24 protein-coding genes, 1 other RNA gene and 1 riboswitch are annotated in these 21,605 nt (G+C 66.5%); of the genes, 10 read left to right on the top strand and 15 right to left on the bottom strand.

Going from position 1 to position 21,605, the window contains the following annotated elements:
* Window positions 1–47 precede the first annotated feature (47 nt).
* Window positions 48–1,721 (bottom strand): dihydroxy-acid dehydratase, encoded by a 1,674-nt coding sequence (gene ilvD, locus AWB83_RS09985; protein ID WP_087044795.1) that lies wholly within the window; start codon window positions 1,719–1,721, stop codon window positions 48–50.
* A 108-nt stretch (window positions 1,722–1,829) separates the two neighbouring features.
* On the opposite strand from ilvD, the gene AWB83_RS09990 reads away from it, so the two are divergent.
* Window positions 1,830–2,789: a LysR family transcriptional regulator gene (locus tag AWB83_RS09990; protein WP_087044797.1), complete on the top strand. Its 960-nt coding sequence runs from the start codon at window positions 1,830–1,832 to the stop codon at window positions 2,787–2,789.
* A gap of 37 nt (window positions 2,790–2,826) precedes the next feature.
* Window positions 2,827–3,729 carry a prolipoprotein diacylglyceryl transferase gene (gene lgt / locus AWB83_RS09995; protein ID WP_087044799.1) on the top strand — a complete coding sequence of 301 codons (903 nt, stop codon included), beginning with the start codon at window positions 2,827–2,829 and terminating at the stop codon, window positions 3,727–3,729.
* A 33-nt stretch (window positions 3,730–3,762) separates the two neighbouring features.
* Here the strand turns inward: lgt and AWB83_RS10000 are convergent, their stop codons facing one another.
* From AWB83_RS10000 to AWB83_RS10020, 5 genes are all read right to left on the bottom strand, one after another.
* Window positions 3,763–4,491 carry an SIMPL domain-containing protein gene (locus AWB83_RS10000; RefSeq protein ID WP_374729100.1) on the bottom strand — a complete coding sequence of 243 codons (729 nt, stop codon included), beginning with the start codon at window positions 4,489–4,491 and terminating at the stop codon, window positions 3,763–3,765.
* 91 nt (window positions 4,492–4,582) lie between these two features.
* On the bottom strand, window positions 4,583–5,041 hold the full coding sequence (locus AWB83_RS10005) for an EVE domain-containing protein (RefSeq protein WP_087044803.1): 459 nt from the start codon (window positions 5,039–5,041) through the stop codon (window positions 4,583–4,585).
* Between the two features lie 68 nt (window positions 5,042–5,109).
* Window positions 5,110–5,291, bottom strand: a non-coding RNA gene (ssrS, locus tag AWB83_RS10010) — 6S RNA.
* A 117-nt stretch (window positions 5,292–5,408) separates the two neighbouring features.
* The gene (locus AWB83_RS10015) at window positions 5,409–5,723 is read right to left on the bottom strand and encodes a cell division protein ZapA (protein ID WP_087044805.1); all 315 of its coding nucleotides are present in this window, start codon (window positions 5,721–5,723) and stop codon (window positions 5,409–5,411) included.
* Window positions 5,720–6,112: an ATPase gene (locus tag AWB83_RS10020; RefSeq protein ID WP_087044806.1), complete on the bottom strand. Its 393-nt coding sequence runs from the start codon at window positions 6,110–6,112 to the stop codon at window positions 5,720–5,722. The genes AWB83_RS10015 and AWB83_RS10020 overlap by 4 nt, the downstream gene beginning before the upstream one ends.
* A gap of 269 nt (window positions 6,113–6,381) precedes the next feature.
* Window positions 6,382–6,682, top strand: a riboswitch (cobalamin riboswitch).
* 79 nt (window positions 6,683–6,761) lie between these two features.
* Here AWB83_RS10020 and AWB83_RS10025 point away from each other — a divergent pair.
* From AWB83_RS10025 to cobC, 6 genes are read left to right on the top strand one after another with little or no spacing between them, the layout of a single operon-like run.
* Window positions 6,762–8,645: a TonB-dependent receptor domain-containing protein gene (locus tag AWB83_RS10025; protein ID WP_087044808.1), complete on the top strand. Its 1,884-nt coding sequence runs from the start codon at window positions 6,762–6,764 to the stop codon at window positions 8,643–8,645.
* 26 nt (window positions 8,646–8,671) lie between these two features.
* Window positions 8,672–9,670 (top strand): FecCD family ABC transporter permease, encoded by a 999-nt coding sequence (locus AWB83_RS10030; RefSeq protein WP_087045170.1) that lies wholly within the window; start codon window positions 8,672–8,674, stop codon window positions 9,668–9,670.
* Window positions 9,667–10,443: an ABC transporter ATP-binding protein gene (locus tag AWB83_RS10035; RefSeq protein ID WP_087045172.1), complete on the top strand. Its 777-nt coding sequence runs from the start codon at window positions 9,667–9,669 to the stop codon at window positions 10,441–10,443. The genes AWB83_RS10030 and AWB83_RS10035 overlap by 4 nt, the downstream gene beginning before the upstream one ends.
* Window positions 10,444–10,453: 10 nt before the next feature.
* Window positions 10,454–11,506 (top strand): nicotinate-nucleotide--dimethylbenzimidazole phosphoribosyltransferase, encoded by a 1,053-nt coding sequence (gene cobT / locus AWB83_RS10040; RefSeq protein ID WP_087044810.1) that lies wholly within the window; start codon window positions 10,454–10,456, stop codon window positions 11,504–11,506.
* A gap of 1 nt (window position 11,507) precedes the next feature.
* A complete protein-coding gene (locus tag AWB83_RS10045; protein ID WP_087044812.1) occupies window positions 11,508–12,269 on the top strand; it encodes an adenosylcobinamide-GDP ribazoletransferase in 762 nt (253 codons plus the stop codon).
* Window positions 12,254–12,826, top strand: coding sequence for an alpha-ribazole phosphatase (cobC, locus tag AWB83_RS10050; RefSeq protein WP_087044814.1), 573 nt, complete (start codon window positions 12,254–12,256; stop codon window positions 12,824–12,826). Before AWB83_RS10045 ends, cobC begins: the two co-directional genes overlap by 16 nt.
* Here the strand turns inward: cobC and AWB83_RS10055 are convergent, their stop codons facing one another.
* The 4 genes from AWB83_RS10055 to cobU are packed head-to-tail and all read right to left on the bottom strand — an operon-like array spanning window position 12,827 to window position 16,229.
* Window positions 12,827–13,723, bottom strand: a complete 897-nt coding sequence (locus AWB83_RS10055; protein WP_087044816.1) for a cobalamin-binding protein — start codon at window positions 13,721–13,723, stop codon at window positions 12,827–12,829.
* Window positions 13,720–14,724 (bottom strand): threonine-phosphate decarboxylase CobD, encoded by a 1,005-nt coding sequence (gene cobD, locus AWB83_RS10060; RefSeq protein WP_167389093.1) that lies wholly within the window; start codon window positions 14,722–14,724, stop codon window positions 13,720–13,722. Before cobD ends, AWB83_RS10055 begins: the two co-directional genes overlap by 4 nt.
* A complete protein-coding gene (gene cbiB, locus AWB83_RS10065) occupies window positions 14,717–15,658 on the bottom strand; it encodes an adenosylcobinamide-phosphate synthase CbiB (RefSeq protein ID WP_087044820.1) in 942 nt (313 codons plus the stop codon). The genes cobD and cbiB overlap by 8 nt, the downstream gene beginning before the upstream one ends.
* A 7-nt stretch (window positions 15,659–15,665) precedes the next feature.
* The gene (gene cobU / locus AWB83_RS10070) at window positions 15,666–16,229 is read right to left on the bottom strand and encodes a bifunctional adenosylcobinamide kinase/adenosylcobinamide-phosphate guanylyltransferase (protein WP_167389094.1); all 564 of its coding nucleotides are present in this window, start codon (window positions 16,227–16,229) and stop codon (window positions 15,666–15,668) included.
* Between the two features lie 56 nt (window positions 16,230–16,285).
* Here cobU and AWB83_RS10075 point away from each other — a divergent pair, with 56 nt between their 5' ends.
* Entirely contained in the window at window positions 16,286–17,761 is a 1,476-nt protein-coding gene (locus tag AWB83_RS10075) for a cobyric acid synthase (protein ID WP_087044824.1), read from the top strand.
* Here the strand turns inward: AWB83_RS10075 and AWB83_RS10080 are convergent.
* Complete coding sequence (locus AWB83_RS10080) at window positions 17,755–18,174, bottom strand: PaaI family thioesterase (RefSeq protein WP_087045174.1); 420 nt, start codon at window positions 18,172–18,174, stop codon at window positions 17,755–17,757. The genes AWB83_RS10075 and AWB83_RS10080 overlap by 7 nt on opposite strands.
* Before the next feature lie 219 nt (window positions 18,175–18,393).
* On the opposite strand from AWB83_RS10080, the gene AWB83_RS10085 reads away from it, so the two are divergent.
* Entirely contained in the window at window positions 18,394–19,020 is a 627-nt protein-coding gene (locus AWB83_RS10085) for a ParA family protein (protein ID WP_087044825.1), read from the top strand.
* A gap of 57 nt (window positions 19,021–19,077) precedes the next feature.
* Here the strand turns inward: AWB83_RS10085 and panD are convergent, their stop codons facing one another.
* From panD to AWB83_RS10105, 4 genes are all read right to left on the bottom strand, one after another.
* Window positions 19,078–19,464 (bottom strand): aspartate 1-decarboxylase, encoded by a 387-nt coding sequence (gene panD, locus AWB83_RS10090; RefSeq protein WP_087044827.1) that lies wholly within the window; start codon window positions 19,462–19,464, stop codon window positions 19,078–19,080.
* 30 nt (window positions 19,465–19,494) lie between these two features.
* The gene (gene panC, locus AWB83_RS10095) at window positions 19,495–20,328 is read right to left on the bottom strand and encodes a pantoate--beta-alanine ligase (protein WP_087044829.1); all 834 of its coding nucleotides are present in this window, start codon (window positions 20,326–20,328) and stop codon (window positions 19,495–19,497) included.
* A gap of 70 nt (window positions 20,329–20,398) precedes the next feature.
* The gene (locus AWB83_RS10100) at window positions 20,399–21,226 is read right to left on the bottom strand and encodes a segregation and condensation protein A (RefSeq protein ID WP_087044831.1); all 828 of its coding nucleotides are present in this window, start codon (window positions 21,224–21,226) and stop codon (window positions 20,399–20,401) included.
* Between the two features lie 74 nt (window positions 21,227–21,300).
* Entirely contained in the window at window positions 21,301–21,489 is a 189-nt protein-coding gene (locus AWB83_RS10105) for a DUF3460 family protein (RefSeq protein ID WP_208636737.1), read from the bottom strand.
* Window positions 21,490–21,605: the final 116 nt, after the last annotated feature.

The following is a 21,605-nucleotide window of genomic DNA, read 5'->3' on the forward strand; positions in this document are numbered from 1 at the left end:
AACCTGCCGCGCGCCCGCCGCTCGATGCAGCGTGAAGCGCCTGGCGCTCAGCCCGTCACTGCGCCGCAATTGGCCGGCAGCGCGAGCGCCGCGTACTTCGCGAGCACGCCGCGCGTATAGCGTGGCGCGGGCTTCTTCCACGCGGCGCGGCGGCGCCCGAGTTCCGCGTCGTCGACGTTCAGTTGCAGCAAGAGTTTGTGGGCGTCGATGGTGATGGAATCGCCTTCCTGCACGAGCGCGATCGTGCCGCCCGCATACGCCTCCGGCGCGACGTGACCGACCACCATGCCCCAGGTGCCGCCCGAAAAGCGCCCGTCGGTGATGAAGCCGACCGATTCGCCCAGCCCCTTGCCGATGATCGCCGACGTCGGCGCGAGCATCTCCGGCATGCCGGGGCCGCCTTGCGGGCCCAGATAGCGCAGCACGAGGATGTCGCCGGCCTTGATTTTGTCGCCGAGGATCGCGTCCATCGCGCTTTGCTCGTCGTCGAACACGCGCGCGGGGCCGGTGATGACCGGATTCTTCAAGCCGGTGATCTTCGCGACCGCGCCGTCTTCCGCGAGATTGCCGCGCAGGATCGCGAGGTGGCCCTCCTTGTAGAGCGCCTGCTCGATCGGGAAAATCACCTTCTGATCGGCGCGCGGCTTGCTCGGCACGTCCTTCAGTTCTTCCGCGATGGTGCGGCCGGTGATCGTCATGCAGTCGCCGTGCAGAAGGCCCGCATCGAGCAGGATCTTCAGCACTTGCGGAATGCCGCCCGCCTTGTGCAGATCGGTTGCGACATACTGGCCGGACGGCTTCAGGTCGCAGATGACCGGCACTTTCTTGCGCATGCGCTCGAAGTCGTCGATGCTCCATTCCACTTCGGCCGCGTGCGCGATCGCCAGATAGTGCAGCACCGCGTTGGTCGAGCCGCCCGTCGCCATGATGAGCGCGACCGCGTTCTCGATCGACTTCTTCGTGATGATGTCGCGCGGCTTCAGATCCTTCTTCACCGCCTCGACGAGCACGCGCGCCGATTCGGCGGCGGAGTCGACCTTTTCCTGATCCGGATTCGCCATCGTCGACGAGTACATCAGCGACATGCCAAGCGCCTCGAACGACGAGCTCATCGTGTTCGCCGTGTACATCCCGCCGCACGAGCCGGTGGACGGGCACGCGTTCTTCTCGACGCCCTTGAAATCCTCCTCCGACATGCGGCCCGCCGTGAACTCGCCGACCGCCTCGAACGACGACACGATGGTCAGATCACGGCCCTTCCAGTTGCCCGGGCGGATGGTGCCGCCGTACACGTAGATCGCCGGCACGTTCATGCGCGCCACGCCGATCATGCCGCCAGGCATGTTCTTGTCGCAGCCGCCGATCACGACGACGCCGTCCATCCACTGGCCCTGCACGGCCGTCTCGACGCAGTCCGCGATCACTTCGCGCGATACGAGCGAGTACTTCATGCCTTCGGTGCCCATCGACATGCCGTCGGAGATCGTGGGCGTGCCGAAGATCTGCGGATTCGCGTCGGACTTCCTGATCGACTCGACGGCGGCGTCCGCCAGGCGCTGCAGGCCCGCGTTGCACGGCGTGATGGTGGAATGTCCGTTGGCCACGCCGATCATCGGCTTGTCGAAGTCTTCCTCCTTGTAGCCGAGGGCGTAGTACATCGAGCGGTTGGGCGAGCGCGCGACGCCCTGGGTGATGTTTTTCGAGCGGCGATTGAAGGCCATGGTGTGCTCCTTGAGGGGATTTTTTCGTCTAGTGCAGCAAGCATGCAGCGCGCACGATACGCCTGTCCAATATATTATTCAGGGCTTATTAGGTCGCAAAACATATCAATGGAGCCGCGAAACCCGCCCATCGAATTGCGTCTGCTGCGCTACTTCGTGACGGTCGCCGAAGAGATGCACTTCGGCCGCGCCGCGGCGCGTCTCGCGATGACCCAGCCGCCGCTCTCGCAGGCGATCCGCGCGCTGGAAGACGCGCTCGGCGTCGCGCTGTTCGTGCGCACGAAACGCACCGTGGAGCTGACGCCGGTCGGCAAGGACCTGCTGCCGGAGGTGCGCCGCCTGCTCGCCTCCGCCGACGCGCTGCGCCCGCTCGCGCAGTCGCTCGCGCGCGGCGAGGCGGGCGTGCTGTCGCTCGCGTTCGTCTCCACGGCCGACTATGGCCTCCTGCCGGCGCTCCTGCGCGATTTCGGCGCGCGCCACCCCGGCGTGCGACTGCAACTGACCGAGGCGACCAGCGACGTGCAGATCGAGGAGCTCGTCGCCGGGCGCATCGACGCGGGCCTGGTGATTCCGCCGCTGCCGCCGCGCTATGCGAGCTCGCTGTCGTATGTGGCCGTAGCGCGCGAGCCGCTCGTCATCGCGATGTCGGCGGACGCGGCGCTGGAGCTGGGGCAGGGCGCGGAAGAATGGGCCGAGACGCCCGTCGATCTGCACGATCTCGCCGCGGCGCCGCTCGTCGTCTTCCCAAGGCGGCTCGCGCCCGGTTTGTATGACATCATTATGGGCTGCTACGGCGCGGCGGGACTGACGCCGCGCGTCGGGCAGGAAGCGATCCAGATGCAGACCATCGTGAGCCTCGTGTCCGCGGGCATGGGCGTCGCGCTCGTGCCGCGTTCGCTGCGTCATCTGCGGCGCACGGGCGTCGTATATCGTCCTCTGCGCCCGCTGGACGAGTCGGCGACGCTCGTCGAAACCGGGCTCGTGTGGCGCGCGGCGGAAGTGAGTCCGGTGCTCGCCGGATTCATCGAGATCGTCCGAACGCGGGCCGCCGTGGTCGGTGCCGTATGATTCGCCTTTGAAAGTCGCTCAGTTCTTCCACATCAGAATGCTCATACATCCCAATTTCGATCCCGTCGCAATTCATCTCGGACCGCTCGCCGTGCGCTGGTACGGCCTCATGTATCTGGTGGCGTTCGTGTCGGCCATCGTCATCGGCCGGCTGCGTCTGCGGCTGCCTTACGTGGCCGCGCAAGGCTGGAGCGCCAGGGACATCGACGACATGCTGTTCTACGGCGTGCTCGGCACGATTCTCGGCGGCCGCCTGGGCTATGTGATCTTCTACAAGGCGAGCTACTATGCGGCGCATCCGCTCGATATCTTCAAGGTATGGGAAGGCGGCATGTCGTTTCACGGCGGCTTTCTCGGCGTGACGCTCGCGATGGTGCTGTTCGCGTATCAGCGCAAGCGCACGTGGCTTCAGGTGACCGATTTCGTCGCGCCGATGGTGCCGCTCGGCCTCGCGGCGGGGCGTCTCGGCAATTTCATCAACGGCGAGCTATGGGGACGCGTGACGGACCCGAACGCGCCGTGGGCCATGCTCTTCCAGAATTCGTCGAACGACGACGCGATCTGGCTCTCGAAGAATCCGCAACTCGATGCGCAGTATCACCTCACGGAAATCTTCCAGCGCTATCACATGCTGCCGCGCCATCCGTCGCAGTTGTACGAGATCGCGCTGGAAGGGCTCGTGCTCTTCATCGTGATCTGGACGTTCTCGCACAAGCAGCGGCCCGTCGGCGCGATCTCCGCGCTGTTTCTGATCGGTTATGGACTGGCGCGCTTCACGGTGGAATTCGCGCGCGAGCCGGACGATTATCTCGGCCTCTTGACGTTCGGCCTCTCGATGGGCCAGTGGCTCTCGCTGCCGATGATCATCGCCGGCGTGCTGATGATGGTGTGGGCGTACAAGCGCAACCTGCGCCTGCCGCCGGAATCCGCGAAGGCTTGAATGGTGCGGGGCGGCGTGCCCCGCGTTCCTCGATCAGCGTCCCATCTGCACCGAACCCGAGACGTCGACGGTCACCGTCGTGGTGCCGGCTTCCATCGCGATCGGCGCGGCCATCTTCGCATCGGCGCTCATCGCGCGCGACTGCATCATCATGACCGGGCGCGGCTGGATGCCGCCGCGTCCGACGTTCACTTCCCGAATCGTGAAACTGTTGTAGCCGAACGCTTGCGCGGCGGTCTGCGCCTGCTTGCGGAACGAATCGATCGCCTGCGCGACGAGCTTCTGCTCGGCGGCGCGCTGCGCTTCGGGTGAGAGCGAGAAGGCGACGCTGCCGACCTGCATCGACGAGCTCATGCGGCCCGCGAGCTTGGACGCCGCCGTGAAATCGTGCGATTCGAGCACGACTTCCGTGCGTCCGCGCCACGCGGAGATCTTGCCGTCGCGGTCGGTGGAGGGATAGACGGTGAACGAGCCGCTTTTGGCCGTCACGCCTTCGACGCCTTTCGCTTCGCGCAACGCGGCCTCGGCGCGCTGGTTGAGCGTGTTGGTGAGCGACGAGGGATCGGCGGCTTCCTGCTCGTAGAAGAGCGTGATGTTGACGACATCCTGCGGCACTTGCGCGTTCGCCTGTGCCGAGAGCGAGAGCACGCCCGAAGGCTGCGGCTGGGTGATCACCGTTTGCGCGGCGGCCGCTTGAGAGAAGGTGAGCGCAGCGCCGGACATCGCGAGAAGGACGAGCGCGGCGGCGGTTTTCTTGTTGATCATCGAAGGACTCCGAACGCCTTGTTGGCATAGTGCAATCGCGTGATTCGCGACCGCATTTAGGCGGTGCCTTCGTGTCGTAAGTTCCTCGTCAGACAAGGTGCTCGGTAATAAATCGCCACTGCGCTTCGGTCACCGGCGTGATCGACAGCCGATTGCCGCGCGCGAGCACCTGCATGTCCGCGAGCTCCGCATGCTCGCGCAGCGTGGCGAGCGGAATGAGCGGCGTCTTCTTCACGAACTTCACGTCGACGAGCATCCAGCGCGGTGTTTCCTGCGTGGACTTCGCATCGTAGTAGTCGCTCTTCGGATCGAACTGCGTGGGATCGGGATATGCCGTCGAGCACACCTTCGCGATGCCCGCGATGCCAGGCTCGGGACAGCTCGAATGATAGAAGAGCACGCCGTCGCCGATCTGCATCTGGTCGCGCATGAAGTTGCGCGCCTGATAGTTGCGCACGCCCGTCCATGGCAATGTCTTCTTTGGCGCGTGCGCGAGATGATCGATGCTCGCTTCGTCCGGTTCGGACTTCATCAGCCAGTAGCGCATGATTGTTCGCTATGCAGGATCGACGACGCAAATGAAAACGGCACCGGAAAACCGATGCCGTTTGAAATAAGGTCCCCGCCACAGCCGCTAGGCCGGCATCCTGAACCTGGGTTCAAGATTGGTCGCGGTAAGCAACACTTCGGGTACATCGGACTAGCGACGCGCGCGCCCGTGCTGCAAGGTTCCGCAACCGTGCCAATGTAGCATTGGTTCAAGGAATATATGACCTTGGCGTACCAGGCAGGGAAACGTCACTCTACACCAATCGTTTGCCCAATGCAGCCCCGCCGCGGTTTCTTTTTTCGATTGACATCGGGCGCGTGATTAGCATTCGCCCGAGGCCTGTCTGCACGGGGTTGCCGCTCGATTACTGCGCTTCATATTGCGCAATGACGGCGCCCAATTGCTCGTTCATCGAATGCATCGTGCGGCGAATTTCCTCGGCGGGAAAGGCCTCCCCATGACGCACGCTTTCCTGCAGCCTAAGCAATTCCGACGCCAGCGAAAGCGCCGCCATCACCGCGATGCGATCCGTGCCGCGCACGCTGCTCGCGTTGCGCACCTTGTTCATCTCGGCGTCGACGCGCGCCACGGCTTCGCGCAGAGCGCCTTCCGTTTCCGGCGAGCAGGCGAGGCGATACGGCTGCCCGAGAATGGATACTTCGATTTGCGTGGTCGTCATGCCTTCTCTCCCTGATGATGCTCGCCGTGCATTTCCTGCTCGTCCGCATGAGCGTGCGCATGTTCATGCGCTTCTTGCGAATCGGCTTCGAGGAGATCGAGTTGATTGTCGGACTCGGCATGATGCGCGGACTTCGCGCGCGGCAGCTTTTCGAGGATCGCGTTCAGGCGCACTTGCGCATCGTCGATCTTCGCGGACAGCGAGTCGCGTTCGGACTGCAGCGCATCGCGCTCTTCACGCACCTGGGCGAGTTCGGCCTGCACGTTTGCGTAGTCGGCGCGCAGCAGTTCGAGTTGTTCCTGCAGCGCGGCACGCGCCTGATTGTGGCGCTCGCTGATCTGGATCAGCCGGCCGATATTTCCTGACAGTGATTCGAGTTCGTTGAGCATGTGCTGCGTCCTCTAAAGACCTCGCATTTTAGCGCGGTTCAACGGAGCTTCCGATAATTGTCTCGTTTCGAGACGTAACAGCACGCGATCTAGCGCTTAAACCATCGATTCAAGCGCGTGTCGCCATGCATTCGTGTGCAGAAAACGCGAGCGCTGGTCATCGCTCGTGAGGACAGGCCCGGCCGATTCTCGTTCGATTCGTCATGCGCCGCGCTCGATGCCATTCGTGCCCGGGCGGTGCCGTTTCTTGACGGCCCTGACACGCGCTCCTACACTTGCCGCACTTTTGGTGCTCGCATTCGCGGATCTCGCGGATGCAGTCAAACGGGAAACAGGGAGCGAAGTCCCCGAAGTCCGACCGGGACGAGCCAACCTGTGCTGCCCCCGCAACGGTAAGCGACCGCAACGTAAGTTGCAAGTCGTCCCTTGCGCGTTTTTGCATGGCGGGCGCGTCGATTTTCATCACGCGAAACCACTGCAAGAAACGTGTCGAAGCCACTGCGCACGATGCGCGGGAAGGCGGGACGATCCGTCGCCAGCCCGGATACCGGCCGGAGTTCGACGCGCCTGCCGCATGACGCACGGCGCGTTGGTCGCGCATCGACCTCGCGGGGAGCGGGGCCGCGCTCACGCGAAACGGACCCTTCACATGCTATCGCCACTGGCCGCGTTCAAGGACGGCCTTTCTCCTCACGGCGCGCTCGCTGCCGCCGTTCTCGGCTTGCCGCTCGCAAGCGCCGCACATGCCGCACAGGCCGCGGATGACGTCTCGCAAACGCTTGCGCCCGTCGTCGTCACGTCGACGCGCGCGCCGCAGCCGCTCGCCGACGCCATTCCGCAGAGCTCGCTCTTCGACGAACAGGACATCGCCGACTCCAACGCCGACGATGCGCTCGGCCTCATCGCGCTCGCGCCGGGCGTGCAGGTCACGCGCAACGGCGGCCCGGGCTCGAACTCGGGGCTCTTCATACGCGGCGCCGCGTCGTCGCAATCGCTCGTGCTGATCGACGGCGTGCGCGTCGAATCGGCGTCGCTCGGCGCGGCGCAGCTCTCGCAGCTGATGCTCGATCAGATCGGGCGCGTCGAGGTCGTGAACGGGAACGTGTCCGCGCTGTACGGCTCGAACGCGATCGGCGGCGTCGTGCAGATCTTCACGAAGGAGGGCGAGCCGCATCCGCCGCGCTTCAGCTTCGAGGCCGAATACGGCAGCTATCACACGCAGCGTCAGTCGGCGGGCGTGAACGGCGCGCTCGACAAGGACGGCCGCACCACCTTCAGCCTGAACGTGTCGCGCGAAAAGACCGACGGCTTCTCGTCGATCGATCCCGCGAAAGCGCCCGACGCGAACCCGAACGCGAACGGCTATCTGAACGAGAGCGTCGCGGCCACGCTGCGCCACAAGTTCAGCGACAGCTGGGACGTGGGCGTGCGCTTTCTGCAATCGAACGGCGTGAACAGCTTCGACGATGCCTACGGCCTGCCGACCGATCTCAATGAATCGCACGACCGCGTGCGCTCGGCGTCCGTGTTCGCGAACGGCAGGCTCACCGACAACTGGACCACGCACTTCACGATCGCGCAGGGACAGGACCGCGCGAATATCGAGCAGAACGGCGTCTATACGAGCCGCTTCAACTCGGAGAATCGTCAATACACGTGGCAGAACGACATCAGGATCACGGACGCGCACAAGCTCCTCTTCGGCTACGAGCATCTCGACGAGACGCTCGACTCCGATCAGCTCAGCGCGCCCGATCGTCACGTGAACTCGGTGTTCGCGGGGTATGTGGGGCGCATCGGGCCGAACGAATTGCAGGCGAATCTGCGTCACGACCAGTATTCCGATTTCGGCGGCGCGAACAGCTACTATCTGGGCTATGCGTACCACTTCGATGCGCACTGGAAGGCGAGCGCGAGCTATGCGGCATCGTTCCGCGCGCCGAGCTTCGACGACCTCTACTATCCGTTCAGCGGCAATCCGTCGATCCAGCCGGAGCGCAGCCATTCGGTCGAGGCGGCGCTGCAGTACGCATCGAACGCGCTCGGCGTGATGCGCGTCACGCTGTTTCAGACGCGCTACTCGAATCTGATCGACTACGTGTCCGACGGCGGCTTCTACTATGTCGCGCAGAACGTCGGGCGGGCGAAAGTGCAGGGCGTCGAGGGATCGTGGGCGGGGCATGTGGGCGCGACCGACGTGCGCGCGGGCGTGACGTTCCAGAATCCCGTCGACGAGACGAATCACGAGGATCTGACGCGCCGCGCGCGACGCTTCGCGACGTTCACGGCGCATCGGACGATCGGGCGCTGGCGCGTCGGCGGCGAATGGATTGTGAGCGGGCAGCGCAGCGACTACGATTCCACGCTCGCGGGCTATGGCATCGTGAATCTGTCGGCGCGCTACGACATCTCGAAGTCGTGGTACGTCACCGCGCGCATCGACAACCTGTTCGACAAGGACTATGAACTTGCGTACTCGTACAACACGCCACGGCGCGGCGCTTACATCACGCTCGGCTGGCATCCGTCGTGAGCCACGCGCTTGAACGTCCGCGCGCGATGAACGCAGCGCGCGCGACCGCGATCTGGGCCGTGCTCGGCGTGGCCGCGTTGCTCGTGCTCGTCGCGTCGCTCGCGATGGGCAGCGTCGCGTTGCCCGTATCGCGTGCCATCGGGGCGCTCTTTCACGTGCACGCCCAAGCGCCCGACATCGCCGACGAAATCGTGCTCACGCTGCGTTTGCCGCGCGCGCTCGCGGGCTTCGCGTCGGGCGCATTGCTCGCGCTGGCGGGCGCGCTGTTGCAGGTGCTGTTGCGCAATCCGCTCGCCGAGCCGTATGTGCTCGGCGTGTCCGGCGGCGCGGCGACCTTCGCGCTTGCCGCGATGCTGGCATCGTCGCCGTGGTGGGGCATCGATCTCGCCGCGTGCGTCGGTGCGTTCGCGTCGATCGTCATCGTGCTCGGTCTCGCGCGCCGCGATCTCTGGCGCAGCGGCCAGGATGCTTCGCCGAGACTTCTGCTGACGGGCGTCGTCATCGCTTCGGGATGGGGCGCCTTGATCACGCTGATTCTGAGCATCGCGCCCGAGAACCGGCTGCGCGGCATGATCTTCTGGCTCACCGGCGATCTCAACGGCGCGGCGGCGCCGTGGCCCGCGCTGATCGCGCTCGTCATCGCGCTCGTGCTGATCGTGCCCGTCGCGCCGCAACTGAATGTGCTCCTGCGCGGCGACGCCACCGCGCATGCGCTCGGCGTGCCCGTCGCGCGATTGCGCCTGCGCGTGTATCTCGTCGCGTCGCTCGCGGCGGCGGCCGCGGTGACGACCGCGGGAACCATCGGCTTCGTCGGGCTCGTCGTGCCGCATCTGCTGCGGCTCGCGTTCGGCAACGACCAGCGCATGCTCGCGCCCGCCGCCGCGCTCGCGGGCGGCCTCGCCGTGATGGCCGCCGACCTCGCCGCGCGCACGGTGATCGCGCCGGCGCAGTTGCCGGTGGGCGTCGTCACCGCGCTCATCGGCGTGCCGATGTTTCTGTGGATGCTGCTGCGGAGACCGCGATGAGCCTGCATCTCGACGGCATCGTCCTGCGCGCGGGCGCGCGCACGCTCATCGACGGTCTCACGCAGACGATCGCATCGGGCGAAGTGTGGTGCATCGCCGGGCCGAACGGCGCGGGCAAGACGACGCTCATCAACGTGCTCGCGGGTCTCTCGCGTCCGGCATCGGGCGGCGTGTCGCTCGACGGCCGCGCGCTCGCCTCATGGCGCGCGGGGGACCTCGCGCGCGCACGTGCGTTGATGCCGCAGGCCACGCACGACGCCTTCAGCGCGACCGTGCTCGATACCGTGCTGCTCAACCGCTTTCCGTATCTCACCGGTTGGGGCTGGGAAAGCGACGACGATCGCACGGCCGCCCGCGCCGCGCTCGATGCGCTCGGCCTCGCGTCGTTCGCCTCGCGCGATGTGCTGACGCTCTCCGGCGGCGAACGCCAGCGCGTCGCGCTGGCCGCCACGCTGTGTCAGAACGCGCCGCTGCTGTTGCTCGACGAACCGCTCGCGCATCTGGACCTGCATCACCAGATCGACTGCCTGCACGCACTGCGACACGCGGCGCAGGAGCACAAGCACACCGTAATCTTCTCGTGCCACGATCTGAATCTCGCGCGCCATTTCGCGACGCACGCGCTCTTGCTCGACGGCAAAGGCAGTGCTTGCGCGGGCCTCGTTGCCGATGTCCTCACGCCCGAACGCGCGAGCGCGGCATTCGGCTATCCGCTCGCGCTGATCCGCGACGGCGAGCACGAAGCGCTCGTGCCTTCCATTCACCGTCCCTGAAGGAATTCCGATGTCCACGCTCAACGACATCCCGACGCCCCGCGCGCTCGACCTTGCGCTCGAAGCCGAACTGCGCCACGTCATCGACACGAAGACGAAGCCGCCCGGCAGCCTCGGGCGTCTCGAAGCGCTCGCGCTGCAAATGGGCCTGATTCAACGCACGACGAAGCCGCGCATCGAGCGTCCCGCGATGATCGTGTTCGCCGCCGATCACGGCATCGCGAAAGAGGGCGTGAGCTCGTATCCGCAGGAAGTGACCGCGCAGATGGTCGCGAATTTCCTGGCAGGCGGCGCCGCGATCAACGCGCTCTCGCGCTCGGTCGGCATGACGCTCGAAGTCGTCGATGCGGGCGTCGCGACGCCGATTCCCATCGATCGCGGCTATGAGCGCCTGTCGCTCGGACTCGGCACCCGCAACTTCGCGCAGGAGCCCGCGATGTCGCGCGAGACCGCGCTCGAAGGCATCGCGCGGGGCGCCGCGCGGGTGCGGCGTCACGCGTCGCTCGGCACGAACGTGATCGGCTTCGGCGAGATGGGCATCGCGAATACATCGGCGGCGGCGTGTCTGATGAGCCGGCTGTGCGGCTTGCCGATCGAGGAATGCGTCGGACGCGGCACGGGGCTCGACGACAAGGGTCTCGCGCGCAAGCGCGAGGTGCTTGGCCGCGCGCTCGCGTTTCATCCGGAAGCAGGCGATGCGATCGACACGCTCGCGACCTTCGGCGGCTTCGAGATCGCGATGATGACGGGCGCGTATCTCGCCGCCGCGTGCGAAGGCATGACGATTCTCGTCGACGGCTTCATCGCAACCTCGGCGCTGCTCGTCGCCGCGAGGATCGCGCCCGAGGTGCGCGAATACTGCGTGTTCGCGCATGCATCGAACGAGACGGGGCATCGCCGCATGCTCGCGCATTTCGATGCCGCGCCGCTCCTGCAACTCGACTTGCGGCTGGGCGAAGGCACGGGCGCGGCGCTTGCGCTGCCGATCCTGCGCGCGGCCGTCGCCTTCGTCGACGAGATGGCGAGCTTCGAGTCCGCCGGGGTATCCAGCAAAGCCGAATGAGATGAATCGTCCGCTCGACGAACTGCGCTATTTCTTCACGGCGCTCGGCTACTTCACACGCGTGCCGGTGCCGCGCTGGGTCGGCTTCGAGCGCGAATATCTGAACGCGGCGGCGCGCTACTTTCCGCTCGTCGGCGCGATGGTCGGCGGCGTCGCGGCGCTCGTTTATCTCGCGGCGTTGCGCGTGTTTCCGCCGGGTGTCGCGGTGCTGCTCTCGATGGCCGCGACGCTCGTGCTGACCGGCGCGTTCCACGAAGACGGCCTGGCCGATTGCGTCGATGCGTTCGGCGGCGCGTACACGCGCGAGGATGCGCTGCGCATCATGCACGACTCGCGCATCGGAGCGTTCGGCGCGATCGCGCTCGTGATCGCACTGGCGCTCAAGTGGCAGGCGCTCGCCGCGCTGCCGCCGCCACGCGCCGCGTGGATCATGGTCGCCGCGCACGCCGCAAGCCGCGCGTTCGCGATCAGCTATCTCGTCACGCTCGATTACGTGCGCGCCGAAGGCAAGGCGAAGCCCGTTGCGCAGCGGATGAGTTTCGCTGCGTTCGCGGCGGCGCTCGTGTTCGGCTTGCCGTGGCTCCTTGCGATCGGCTGGCGGCTCGCATGCTTCACGATCCTTGCGCTGATCGTGCTGCGCTTCGTCATCGGCCGCTATTTCGTGCGGCGCATCGGCGGCTATACGGGCGACTGCCTCGGCTTCGCGCAGCAGGTGTTCGAAATCGCGATCTATCTCATCGGCCTCGCATGGATCTCGTACTGATCCGGCATCCGGAAGTCGCCGTCGAAGCAGGCGTTTGTTACGGGCAAACGGATGTGCCCTTGCGGCGCGACGTGCGCGAACTCGCGAGCACGTTGACGACGCGCATGAACGCGCTGAGCGTGCCTGCATGCATCGATGGCTGGCACACGAGTCCGCTTCGGCGCTGCGCGTCGCTCGCGCACGCGCTTGCCACCGGCACGCATGTCGACGCGCGCCTCTCCGAGATGCACTTCGGCGCATGGGAAGGCCGCAAGTGGGACGCGATCGATCACGCCCTCGTCGATGCATGGGCCGCCGATATCGAGCATGCGCGTCCGCATGGCGGCGAGAGTCTCGCGCAGTTCGCGGACCGCGTGCTGGCATGGTTTCGGGAGACGTGCGCGGATCGCGACGGAGCCGTGCATGTGATCGCGCATGCGGGCGTCGTGCGCGTGCTCGCTGCGCATCTGCTCGGCGTCTCGCGCGAGAACGCGCTGCAATGGCCGCTCGATTTCGGCGCGCTCGCATGGTTCAGACGGGTGCGCGGGCAATGGCTTCTCGTGCGCTGGAACGCGTGATTACTTCGGACGCCGTTCGCGCGCCGCCTCCAGGTCCCGGCAAAGCTCGGCCGCGCCCAGCGCGAGCCGAGGCGTCGGCCGGTTGATGAGGTCGCCGTCAATGCCGAAGAGATTGCCGCGCGCGACGGCGGTAAGCGAACTCCAGCGCCTCCATCGGTCGAGCGCGGGCAAGGGGCGGTCGGGTTTCGTCGCGCCCGGCGTCGCGGTGACGATCGCTTCGGGGTTGGCCGCGAGCACGGCCTCGGTCGAGATCGTCGGCACGCGCGGTTTTTCCGCCGCGAACACGTTGATGCCGCCGCACAGCCCGATCACTTCGTCGAAGACGTTCTCGCGGTTGAGCGTCATCAGCGGATCGTCCCAGACCTGATAGAACACGCTCACGGGCGGCCGCCGCGCATAGCGCGCACGCAGCCGTGCGATGTCGCGCGTGAACGCATCGGATGCGGCGCGCGCGCTTGCCTGCGTGCCGAGCAGCGTGCCGAGCTTGTCGATGCTCGTCGCGATATCGTCGAGATGCTTCGGCTCGCTGAAGTAGATCGGGATGCCGAGCGCCATCAGCCGATCCATCTGACGCGCCGCGTTTCCATGCCGCCACACGACGATCAGATCCGGATGCAACGCGACGATGCGCTCCAGATCGAGGGCCTTGTTGTCGCCCACGCGGGGAATCGCCCGCGCTTCCTGCGGATAATCGCTGTACGTCACCGCGCCGACGATGCGCGCGCCGCCGCCCGCCGCGAACAGCAATTCGGTGACGTGCGGCGCGAGGCTGACGACGCGTCCGGCGGGTTGGCCGAGCGTGACGGATGCGCCGCTGTCGTCGATGACGGTGATGGCGGCGTGCGCTTGTGCAATGACGAAGCCGGCCAACAAGGCAAGCGCGCGCCGCAGCCTCACGCGCGGATCTCCTTCAACGCGAGCGTCAGGCGCGCCCAGTCGCCTTCCGCGCCCGGCAATCCGATCCGCAGGCTCGGCGTCATGCCGGGCGGATCGAACAGGCGCGTCCAGATGCCGCGCAGGGCGAGCGCCTGTTGAAGTTCCGGCGCTCCCGGCGTCGGCGTCCACGCGAAGAGGGGCGTTGCGCGCACGTCGAAGCCGTGGCTCGCGATCAACGCGGCGAGGCGCGCGCCATCGTGTTGCAGGCGTTCGCGCGTTTCGCGCTGCCACTCGACATCGGCGAAGGCGGCCTCGACTGCATGGCGGGCCGGGCCGCTCACTGTCCATGCGCCGAGCGCATCGCGCAACGCATCCGTGATCGAAGGCGCCGCGAGCACGAAGCCCGCGCGTATGCCCGCGAGGCCGAAGAACTTGCCGACCGAGCGCAGCACGACGAGTCCTTCGCGCGCGGTCTCACCGGCCAGCGACGATGCCGGATCGACATCGGCGAAGGCTTCATCGACGATCAGCGTGCCGCCGCGCGACGCGAGGTGCTCGTGCCAGCGCAACAGCGTGTCGCGCGAGAGGCGCTCGGCGGTCGGGTTGTTCGGATTGGCGACGATCACGTGATCGAACGTGCCCGGCAAGTCGTGCGCGCCGACGTCGAGCATCGCGATGGCATGTCCCGCGCGCGTGAACACGGGCGCATATTCGCCGTAGGTCAGCGGCGCGATGCCCGCCGTGCCGCGCGGCAACAGCGCGGGCAGCGCGCGGATCGCCGCCTGCGATCCCGCCACCGGCAGGGCGAGCGGCGCGCCGTAATGGCGCGCGGCGGAATCGGCGAGGCCGTCGTCCTCTTCCGGCAGCCTGCGCCATGCATCGGGCGGCACGGGCGGCACGGGATAGCCGCGCGGATTGATGCCCGTCGAAAGGTCGAGCCAGTCGTCGAAAGGAATCGCATGGCGGCGCGCGGCTTCGCGCAGATTGCCGCCGTGACGGATGGGATGTGTCATGTCAGCCACTCGTGGTCGCGCTCAGCACGGCGAGGATCAGCAGCACCACGAGCCACATGAGCGTCGCGCGCTCGACGAGACGCAACGCCGCGACCACATGCTTCGGGTTCGCGCTGTGGCCCGCGCCGAGCGTCGGCCGCGCTTCCAGCTTGCCGTGATAGACCGCCGTGCCGCCGATCAGCACATTCAGGCTGCCCGCGCCCGCGGCCATCACCGGGCCGGCGTTCGGGCTGTCCCACGAGCGCGCCTGAGTGCGCCAGCAGTGCCAGGCCATGTGCGTGTCGCCCGCGAGCGCGTAGGTCGCCGCCGTGAGCCGCGCGGGGATGAAGTTGAGCACGTCGTCGAAGCGCGCCGCCGCCCAGCCGAAGCGCAGATAGCGCGGCGTGCGATAGCCCCACATCGCGTCGAGCGTGTTGGCGAGGCGGAACATGAGCGCGCCGGGGCCGCCCGCGACGGCGAACCAGAAGAGCGCGCCGAAGATCGCATCGTTGCCGTTTTCCAGCGCCGATTCGACCGCCGCGCGCGAGAGGGCGTTTTCATCCGCCTGCGAGGTATCGCGCGAGACGATGCGCGACGTCAGCGTGCGCGCGCTGTCGATATCGCCGAAGCTCAAGGCGCGCGCGATCGGCGCGATATGCTCGCGCAGGCTCTTCGCGCCGAGCGCGAACCAGAGCAGCAGCACGTGCACGAGACACGCGTAGGAAAACGGCAGGACGCTGACGAGGATCCACGCGATGCCCACCGGCGGCGCGACCAGCATGAACCACGCGAGGATGCCCGCGGGCCGCGCGCGAAAGCCCGTGTTCATGCGCGCTTCGAGCTTCGTCGCGAGGTTGCCGAAGCCGACGAGCGGATGCCGCGCGCGCGGCTCGCCGAACAGGCGATCGACGATCACGCCGAGCACCGCGAGCAGGGCCATCACGTAGGCGGAGAGGAGCAGCATCGCGGGTTCAGCCCTTGAGCGCGAGCGGCAGGCCCGCGACCATCAGCGTCGCGCGCGTGCTCGCGGCGGCGACGCGCTGGTTCAGGCGGCCGAGCTCGTCGACGTAGAGACGCGTGACCGAGCCGAGCGGCACGACGCCCAGGCCGATCTCATTGCTGACCACGACGATCTTGCCGCGCGTGTCGGCGAGCGCCGAATCGAACTGCACGAAGGCTTCGCGCGTGGACTCGGGCAACACGGCGATGTCCTGATCGGCGGAAGCGGACGAGAACAAGAGATTCGCGAGCCACAGCGTCAGGCAGTCGATCAGCACGCAATGCCCCGCGCGATCCGCCTCGCGCAGCGCACCCGCGAGATCGAGCGGCGCTTCGACGAGCGACCAGTGCGCGGGCCTGCGTTCGCGATGAAGTCTTACGCGCTCCGCGAATTCGCCATCGCCGATGCGCGCGGTCGCGATATACGTGACGGGCAACCCGCTGTCCGCGGCAAGACGTTCGGCATGCGCGCTCTTGCCCGAGCGTGCGCCGCCGAGAACGAAGGTGATGTCGCGCGATGGGTCGGTCGAAGTCATCGCAATATTGTACCGGCGGGCTAAGATGGCGAGTTCCGCTTCGAGGGAATCTCCCCATGCCATTCACGCCACGCGGCACGCTGATGATCCAGGGCACGACCTCCGACGCCGGCAAGAGCACGCTCGTCGCCGGCCTGTGCCGTCTCGCGCGGCGCGCGGGCGTGCGCGTCGCGCCGTTCAAGCCGCAGAATATGGCGCTGAACAGCGCGGTGACCGTCGACGGCGGCGAGATCGGCCGTGCGCAGGCGCTGCAGGCGGTCGCGGCGGGCGTGCCTGCGCGCATCGACTTCAATCCGGTGCTGCTCAAGCCGACGAGCGATCGCGGCGCGCAGGTCATCATCCACGGTCACGCGCACGCGAATCTCGATGCGCGCGCGTATCACGATTACAAGCGCATCGCGCTCGATGCGGTGCTCGCGTCCTACGCGCGCTTGCGGAACGAGTTCGACGCGGTGATCGTCGAAGGCGCGGGCAGTCCCGCCGAGATCAACCTGCGCGAGGGCGATATCGCCAACATGGGATTCGCGGAGCGCGTCGATTGCCCGGTCGCGCTCGTCGCCGATATCGATCGCGGCGGCGTGTTCGCGCATTTCGTCGGCACGCTCGCATGCTTGTCGGAGAGCGAGCGCGCGCGCATTCGCGGCTTCGTCGTCAACCGGTTTCGGGGCGACATCGGCCTGTTGAAGCCCGGGCTCGACTGGCTGCAAGCGCAGACCGGCAAGCCGGTGCTCGGCGTGCTGCCGTATCTGCACGGCCTCACGCTCGACGCCGAGGACATGCTGCCGAGTCAGCCGCACGCGCGCGGCGCGATGCCGGCGCTGAAGGTGATCGTGCCCGCGCTGCCGCGCATCAGCAATCACACGGATTTCGATGCGCTGCGGGCTCATCGTCAGGTCGATTTCGAATACGTGCGCGCGGGCGTCGCGCCGCCGCCCGCCGACCTGATCGTGCTGCCCGGCTCGAAAAGCGTGCAGCGCGATCTCGCCTGGCTGCGCGAAAACGGCTGGGACCGCGCGATCGACCGGCATCTGCGTTACGGCGGCAAGGTGCTCGGCATCTGCGGCGGCATGCAGATGCTCGGGCGGGAGATCGACGATCCGGATGGGGTCGAAGGCGCGGCGGGCCGTGTGAGCGGGCTCGGGCTGCTCGAGCTTTTCACCGTGCTGACGCCGCAGAAGCAACTGGAGAACGTCGCCGGTCGGTTGACCATTGGCGCCGCGGAAGCGCCCGTGCGCGGCTACGAAATCCACATGGGCCGCACGCACGGCGCGGCGCTCGCGCGGCCCCTCGTCGCGCTGGATTCGGGGCGACTCGACGGCGCCGTGTCCGAGGACGGCCAGATCGCGGCGACCTATCTGCACGGCGTGTTCGACACGCCCGAAGCCTGTGCGGCGCTGCTCGCGTGGGCGGGCGTGAAGGACGCCGAGCCGCTCGATTATCCGGCGCTGCGCGAGGCGTCGCTCGACCGTCTGGCCGATTCGTTTGCGCAATCGCTCGATCTCGCGGCCTTGCAGGCGGCGTTCGGTCAATAGAGGATCATCTGCGTGCAACGGAACATCGCGATGAGCTTGCCGTCGCCGCTCGTCACGGTCGCGTCCCACACCTGCGTGCTGCGCCCGAGATGCACGGCCGTGGCCTTCGCGACGATCTTCCCTTCGCGCGCCGTCGAAACGTGGTTGCTCTTCAGTTCGAGCGTCGTGAAGTTCTGCGCCTTCTCCGGCAGATGCGCGATGCACGCATAGCCGCAGCACGTATCGGCGAGGCCGACCACCGTCGCCGCATGCAGAAAGCCGTTCGGCGCGAGCAGTTCCGGGCGGATGACGAGTTCGCCGGTCAACTGGTTCTGATCGAGCGAAACGAGCTGCACGCCGAGCAGGTCGGGCAGGCGGCCTTTCTGGCGGTTGCGCAGGAAATCGAGCGTGACATCGGGGCGGAGTACGGTCATGGGCGTGGTGTGTGTCGGATGGAAGTCGAAAGAATGACGAAAGGCGGCAGCGGCGGCCAATGCGGCACGGCCGTTCGGCCAGCGTGCCGGATGCGCCACTTTTGCCGATAATATCAACGCTCGAATCAGGCATCGGCAGGGATTCATCCAATAACGAACCAAAGCGCGCGCCGCAGGCCAAGGCCCGGCGTGCGCGCCGAACTTTCTCCGGGACCTTTCATGACCGTGATCGTGGTGGCAAATCCGAAAGGCGGCGTGGGCAAGAGCACGCTCGCAACCAATCTGGCAGGGTATTTCGCGGCGCAGGGCGAATGGGTTGCGCTCGCCGATCTCGACAAGCAGCGCTCGTCGCACGCGTGGCTCACGCTGCGGGCCGACACGCTGCCGAAGATCGAGGAGTGGAGCATCGATGTCGATTCCCCCGCGAAGCCGCCCAAAGGTCTGGAAAAAGCCGTCGTCGATACGCCCGCCGGCGTCCACGGTAACCGGCTCGCGCTCGCGCTGGAACTGGCGGACAAGGTGATCGTGCCGCTTCAGCCGTCGATGTTCGACATCCTCGCGACGCAGGACTTCCTCGCGAAGCTCGCGAAGGAAAAGGCGGTGAGAAAAGGCGCGATCGAAGTCGGCGTGATCGGCATGCGGGTGGACGCGCGCACGCGTTCGGCGGATCAGCTGCATCGCTTCGTCGAAGGGCTCGATCTGCCGGTGCTCGGCTTCCTGCGCGACACGCAGAACTACGTGCAGCTCGCCGCGCACGGTCTCACGATCTGGGACGTGGCGAAGAGCCGCGTCGAGAAGGATCTGGAGCAGTGGGAGCCGATCCTCGAGTGGGTATCGAGGAAATGACGTTTTGATATGAAAAAAGCCGCTCCGGGGAGCGGCGCTTCATCCGGCAGCGGACGTTCAGGTCCAGTTCTGCGTCGGCACGTGGTCGCGGCTGCCCTTGATGCGGTTCTTCTCGTCGACGAATACGAGATCCGGCTTCCAGCCCGCCTTGATCTCGTTCTCGTCCACCTGCGCGAACGCCGCGATGATCACGAGATCGCCCAGTTGCGCGCGGCGGGCGGCCGAGCCGTTCAGCGAGATCATGCCGCTGCCGCGCTCGCCCTTGATCGCGTACGTGGTCAGGCGCTCGCCGTTGTTCACGTTCCAGATGTCGATCTGCTCGTTTTCCATCAGGTTCGCGGCTTCGAGCAGGTCCTCGTCGATCGCGCACGAGCCTTCGTAGTGAAGCTCGCAATGCGTGACCGTCGCGCGGTGAATCTTCGATTTGAGCATGGTGCGTTGCATGATGCTTCCTTCCTCTTGCTTCGAATGGCTTCAGATTTCCAGATTGTCGATGAGGCGCGTCGTGCCGAGCTTGGCCGCCGCGAGCACGACGAGCGGCGCATCCGCATCCGCTTCGCCCGGCGGCAGCAGGTTCGAGCGCTTGCGCACGCTGATGTAATCGGGCTTCCAGCCGCGCTCGGCCAGTGCGTTCATCGCGTCGCGCTCGAGAGCGGCGATATCGCGATTGCCCGACAGCACCGCCTCGCGCACGCGCTGAAGCTGCGCCGCGAGCTGCGGCGCCTCGGCGCGCTCCACGTCCGACAGGAAACGGTTGCGCGAACTGAGCGCGAGGCCGCTTTCGTCGCGCACGGTTTCCGCCGCGACGATTTCCGTCGGCAGCGCGAATTGGTGGCACATCGCCCGCACGATCATCAGCTGCTGATAGTCCTTCTTGCCGAACACCGCGACGCGCGGCTGCACGCACGACATCAGCTTCATCACGACCGTGCACACACCCGTGAAGAAGCCGGGGCGGAATTCGCCCTCGAGGATGTCGCCGAGATTGTGCGGCGGATGCACGCGATACTCCTGCGGCTCCGGATACATGTCCCTCTCGGTCGGTGCGAAGAGCACGTAGACGTTCTCTTTCTGCAGCTTTTCGATGTCGTCCTGGAGCGTGCGCGGGTATTTGTCGAAGTCTTCGTTCGGGCCGAACTGCAGCCGGTTCACGAAGATGCTCGCGACCACCGGATCGCCGTGCTGGCGCGCGAGGCGCATCAGCGAGAGATGGCCCTCGTGGAGATTGCCCATCGTCGGGACGAAGGCGGTTCGGTTCTGGCCGCGCAACTGGTCGCGCAGTTCATGGATGGAGCTGATGACTTTCATCGAGCGGGTGTCTCCTGGCGGGCGGCCTGGATCGGCGTCGCACCGGGCTTAAGGAAAGAAAAAGCGAATTCTAGGCGGGCGAGTACGCCAGTCTGACGTAGATCGGCGCGTATGGCTCGGCCTGCGTGATCTCGATCAGCGCTTCGCGCGACAGCTCGAGCATCGCGATGAAATTCACCACCACCACCGGCACGCCGCGCGAGGTGTCGAAAAGCTCCGTGAACTCCATGAAGCGCGCCGTCTGCAGGCGCCGCAGGATCACGCTCATGTGCTCGCGCACCGAGAGCTCCTCGCGCGAGATCTTGTGATGCTGGACGAGCTTCGCGCGCTTGATGACGTCGGCCCACGCGGCGCGCAGGTCGTTCATGTCGACGTCGGGGAAGCGCTGCTCGGCAGCCTGTTCGATATAGATGTCCGCGCGCAGGAAGTCGCGGCCGAGCTGCGGCAACTGGTCGATCTTCTGCGCGGCGAGCTTCATCTGCTCGTATTCGAGCAGGCGCCGCACGAGTTCCGCGCGCGGGTCCTCGGCTTCCTCGCCGGTGTCGGCCTTCTTGACCGGCAGGAGCATGCGCGACTTGATCTCGATCAGCATGGCCGCCATCAGCAGATATTCCGAGGCGAGCTCCAGATTCGATTCGCGGATCTGGTCGACGTAGCCCAGGTATTGCGCGGTGACATCCGCCATCGGGATGTCGAGCACGTTGAAATTCTGCTTGCGGATGAGGTACAGCAGCAGGTCGAGCGGGCCTTCGAACGCCTCGAGAAAGATTTCGAGCGCATCGGGCGGGATGTAGAGGTCGGTGGGGAGCTTCCAGAGCGGCTCGCCGTACAGATGCGCGAACGCGACGCCGTCGATGGTGTCGGGCGTCGAATCCGTCGCGGGCGTGGCGAGCGCCACTGCCCCGTCTTCCCGAGCTTCGTCCCGCTTGGATTCGTGGGACGAATGCGGCTCGCGGCCGGCTGCGCTCACGTTCAGAAGTTCTGGTAGTAGACGTAGGGCGTCTGGTTCACGCGCGCTTGCTGCTGCTCGCTGCGCTCGTCGAGGTCGATCGGCTGCTTGTCCCACAGAAGCGCGCGGCCGCGGCGCTGTTCTTCTTCCAGCGACGGCTTTTGCTCTTTCAACTGATTGATGAACTGGGTGATATCCGACTGATACATGATCCGGCTTCCGTTGAGTCGATGCGTGTTCGATGGCGCGTGGGGCGCGAGTCGCGCGCCGGGCGGCCTGGCCGCCCGGCTGCCGCATCCCGCGGCGGCGAGGGCGGGGGCCGCCTTCG

Origin of the sequence: Caballeronia ptereochthonis (assembly GCF_001545075.1) — a bacterium.
Classification (GTDB): domain Bacteria; phylum Pseudomonadota; class Gammaproteobacteria; order Burkholderiales; family Burkholderiaceae; genus Caballeronia; species Caballeronia ptereochthonis.

Coding starts and splice junctions, on each gene's coding strand:
- ilvD (WP_087044795.1), bottom strand. CDS start 1,721: ATGGCCTTCAATCGCCGCTCGAAAAACATCACCCAGGGCGTCGCGCGC.
- AWB83_RS09990 (WP_087044797.1), top strand. CDS start 1,830: ATGGAGCCGCGAAACCCGCCCATCGAATTGCGTCTGCTGCGCTACTTC.
- lgt (WP_087044799.1), top strand. CDS start 2,827: ATGCTCATACATCCCAATTTCGATCCCGTCGCAATTCATCTCGGACCG.
- AWB83_RS10005 (WP_087044803.1), bottom strand. CDS start 5,041: ATGCGCTACTGGCTGATGAAGTCCGAACCGGACGAAGCGAGCATCGAT.
- AWB83_RS10015 (WP_087044805.1), bottom strand. CDS start 5,723: ATGACGACCACGCAAATCGAAGTATCCATTCTCGGGCAGCCGTATCGC.
- AWB83_RS10020 (WP_087044806.1), bottom strand. CDS start 6,112: ATGCTCAACGAACTCGAATCACTGTCAGGAAATATCGGCCGGCTGATC.
- AWB83_RS10025 (WP_087044808.1), top strand. CDS start 6,762: ATGCTATCGCCACTGGCCGCGTTCAAGGACGGCCTTTCTCCTCACGGC.
- AWB83_RS10030 (WP_087045170.1), top strand. CDS start 8,672: ATGAACGCAGCGCGCGCGACCGCGATCTGGGCCGTGCTCGGCGTGGCC.
- AWB83_RS10035 (WP_087045172.1), top strand. CDS start 9,667: ATGAGCCTGCATCTCGACGGCATCGTCCTGCGCGCGGGCGCGCGCACG.
- cobT (WP_087044810.1), top strand. CDS start 10,454: ATGTCCACGCTCAACGACATCCCGACGCCCCGCGCGCTCGACCTTGCG.
- AWB83_RS10045 (WP_087044812.1), top strand. CDS start 11,508: ATGAATCGTCCGCTCGACGAACTGCGCTATTTCTTCACGGCGCTCGGC.
- cobC (WP_087044814.1), top strand. CDS start 12,254: ATGGATCTCGTACTGATCCGGCATCCGGAAGTCGCCGTCGAAGCAGGC.
- cbiB (WP_087044820.1), bottom strand. CDS start 15,658: ATGCTGCTCCTCTCCGCCTACGTGATGGCCCTGCTCGCGGTGCTCGGC.
- cobU (WP_167389094.1), bottom strand. CDS start 16,229: ATGACTTCGACCGACCCATCGCGCGACATCACCTTCGTTCTCGGCGGC.
- AWB83_RS10075 (WP_087044824.1), top strand. CDS start 16,286: ATGCCATTCACGCCACGCGGCACGCTGATGATCCAGGGCACGACCTCC.
- AWB83_RS10080 (WP_087045174.1), bottom strand. CDS start 18,174: ATGACCGTACTCCGCCCCGATGTCACGCTCGATTTCCTGCGCAACCGC.
- AWB83_RS10085 (WP_087044825.1), top strand. CDS start 18,394: ATGACCGTGATCGTGGTGGCAAATCCGAAAGGCGGCGTGGGCAAGAGC.
- panD (WP_087044827.1), bottom strand. CDS start 19,464: ATGCAACGCACCATGCTCAAATCGAAGATTCACCGCGCGACGGTCACG.
- panC (WP_087044829.1), bottom strand. CDS start 20,328: ATGAAAGTCATCAGCTCCATCCATGAACTGCGCGACCAGTTGCGCGGC.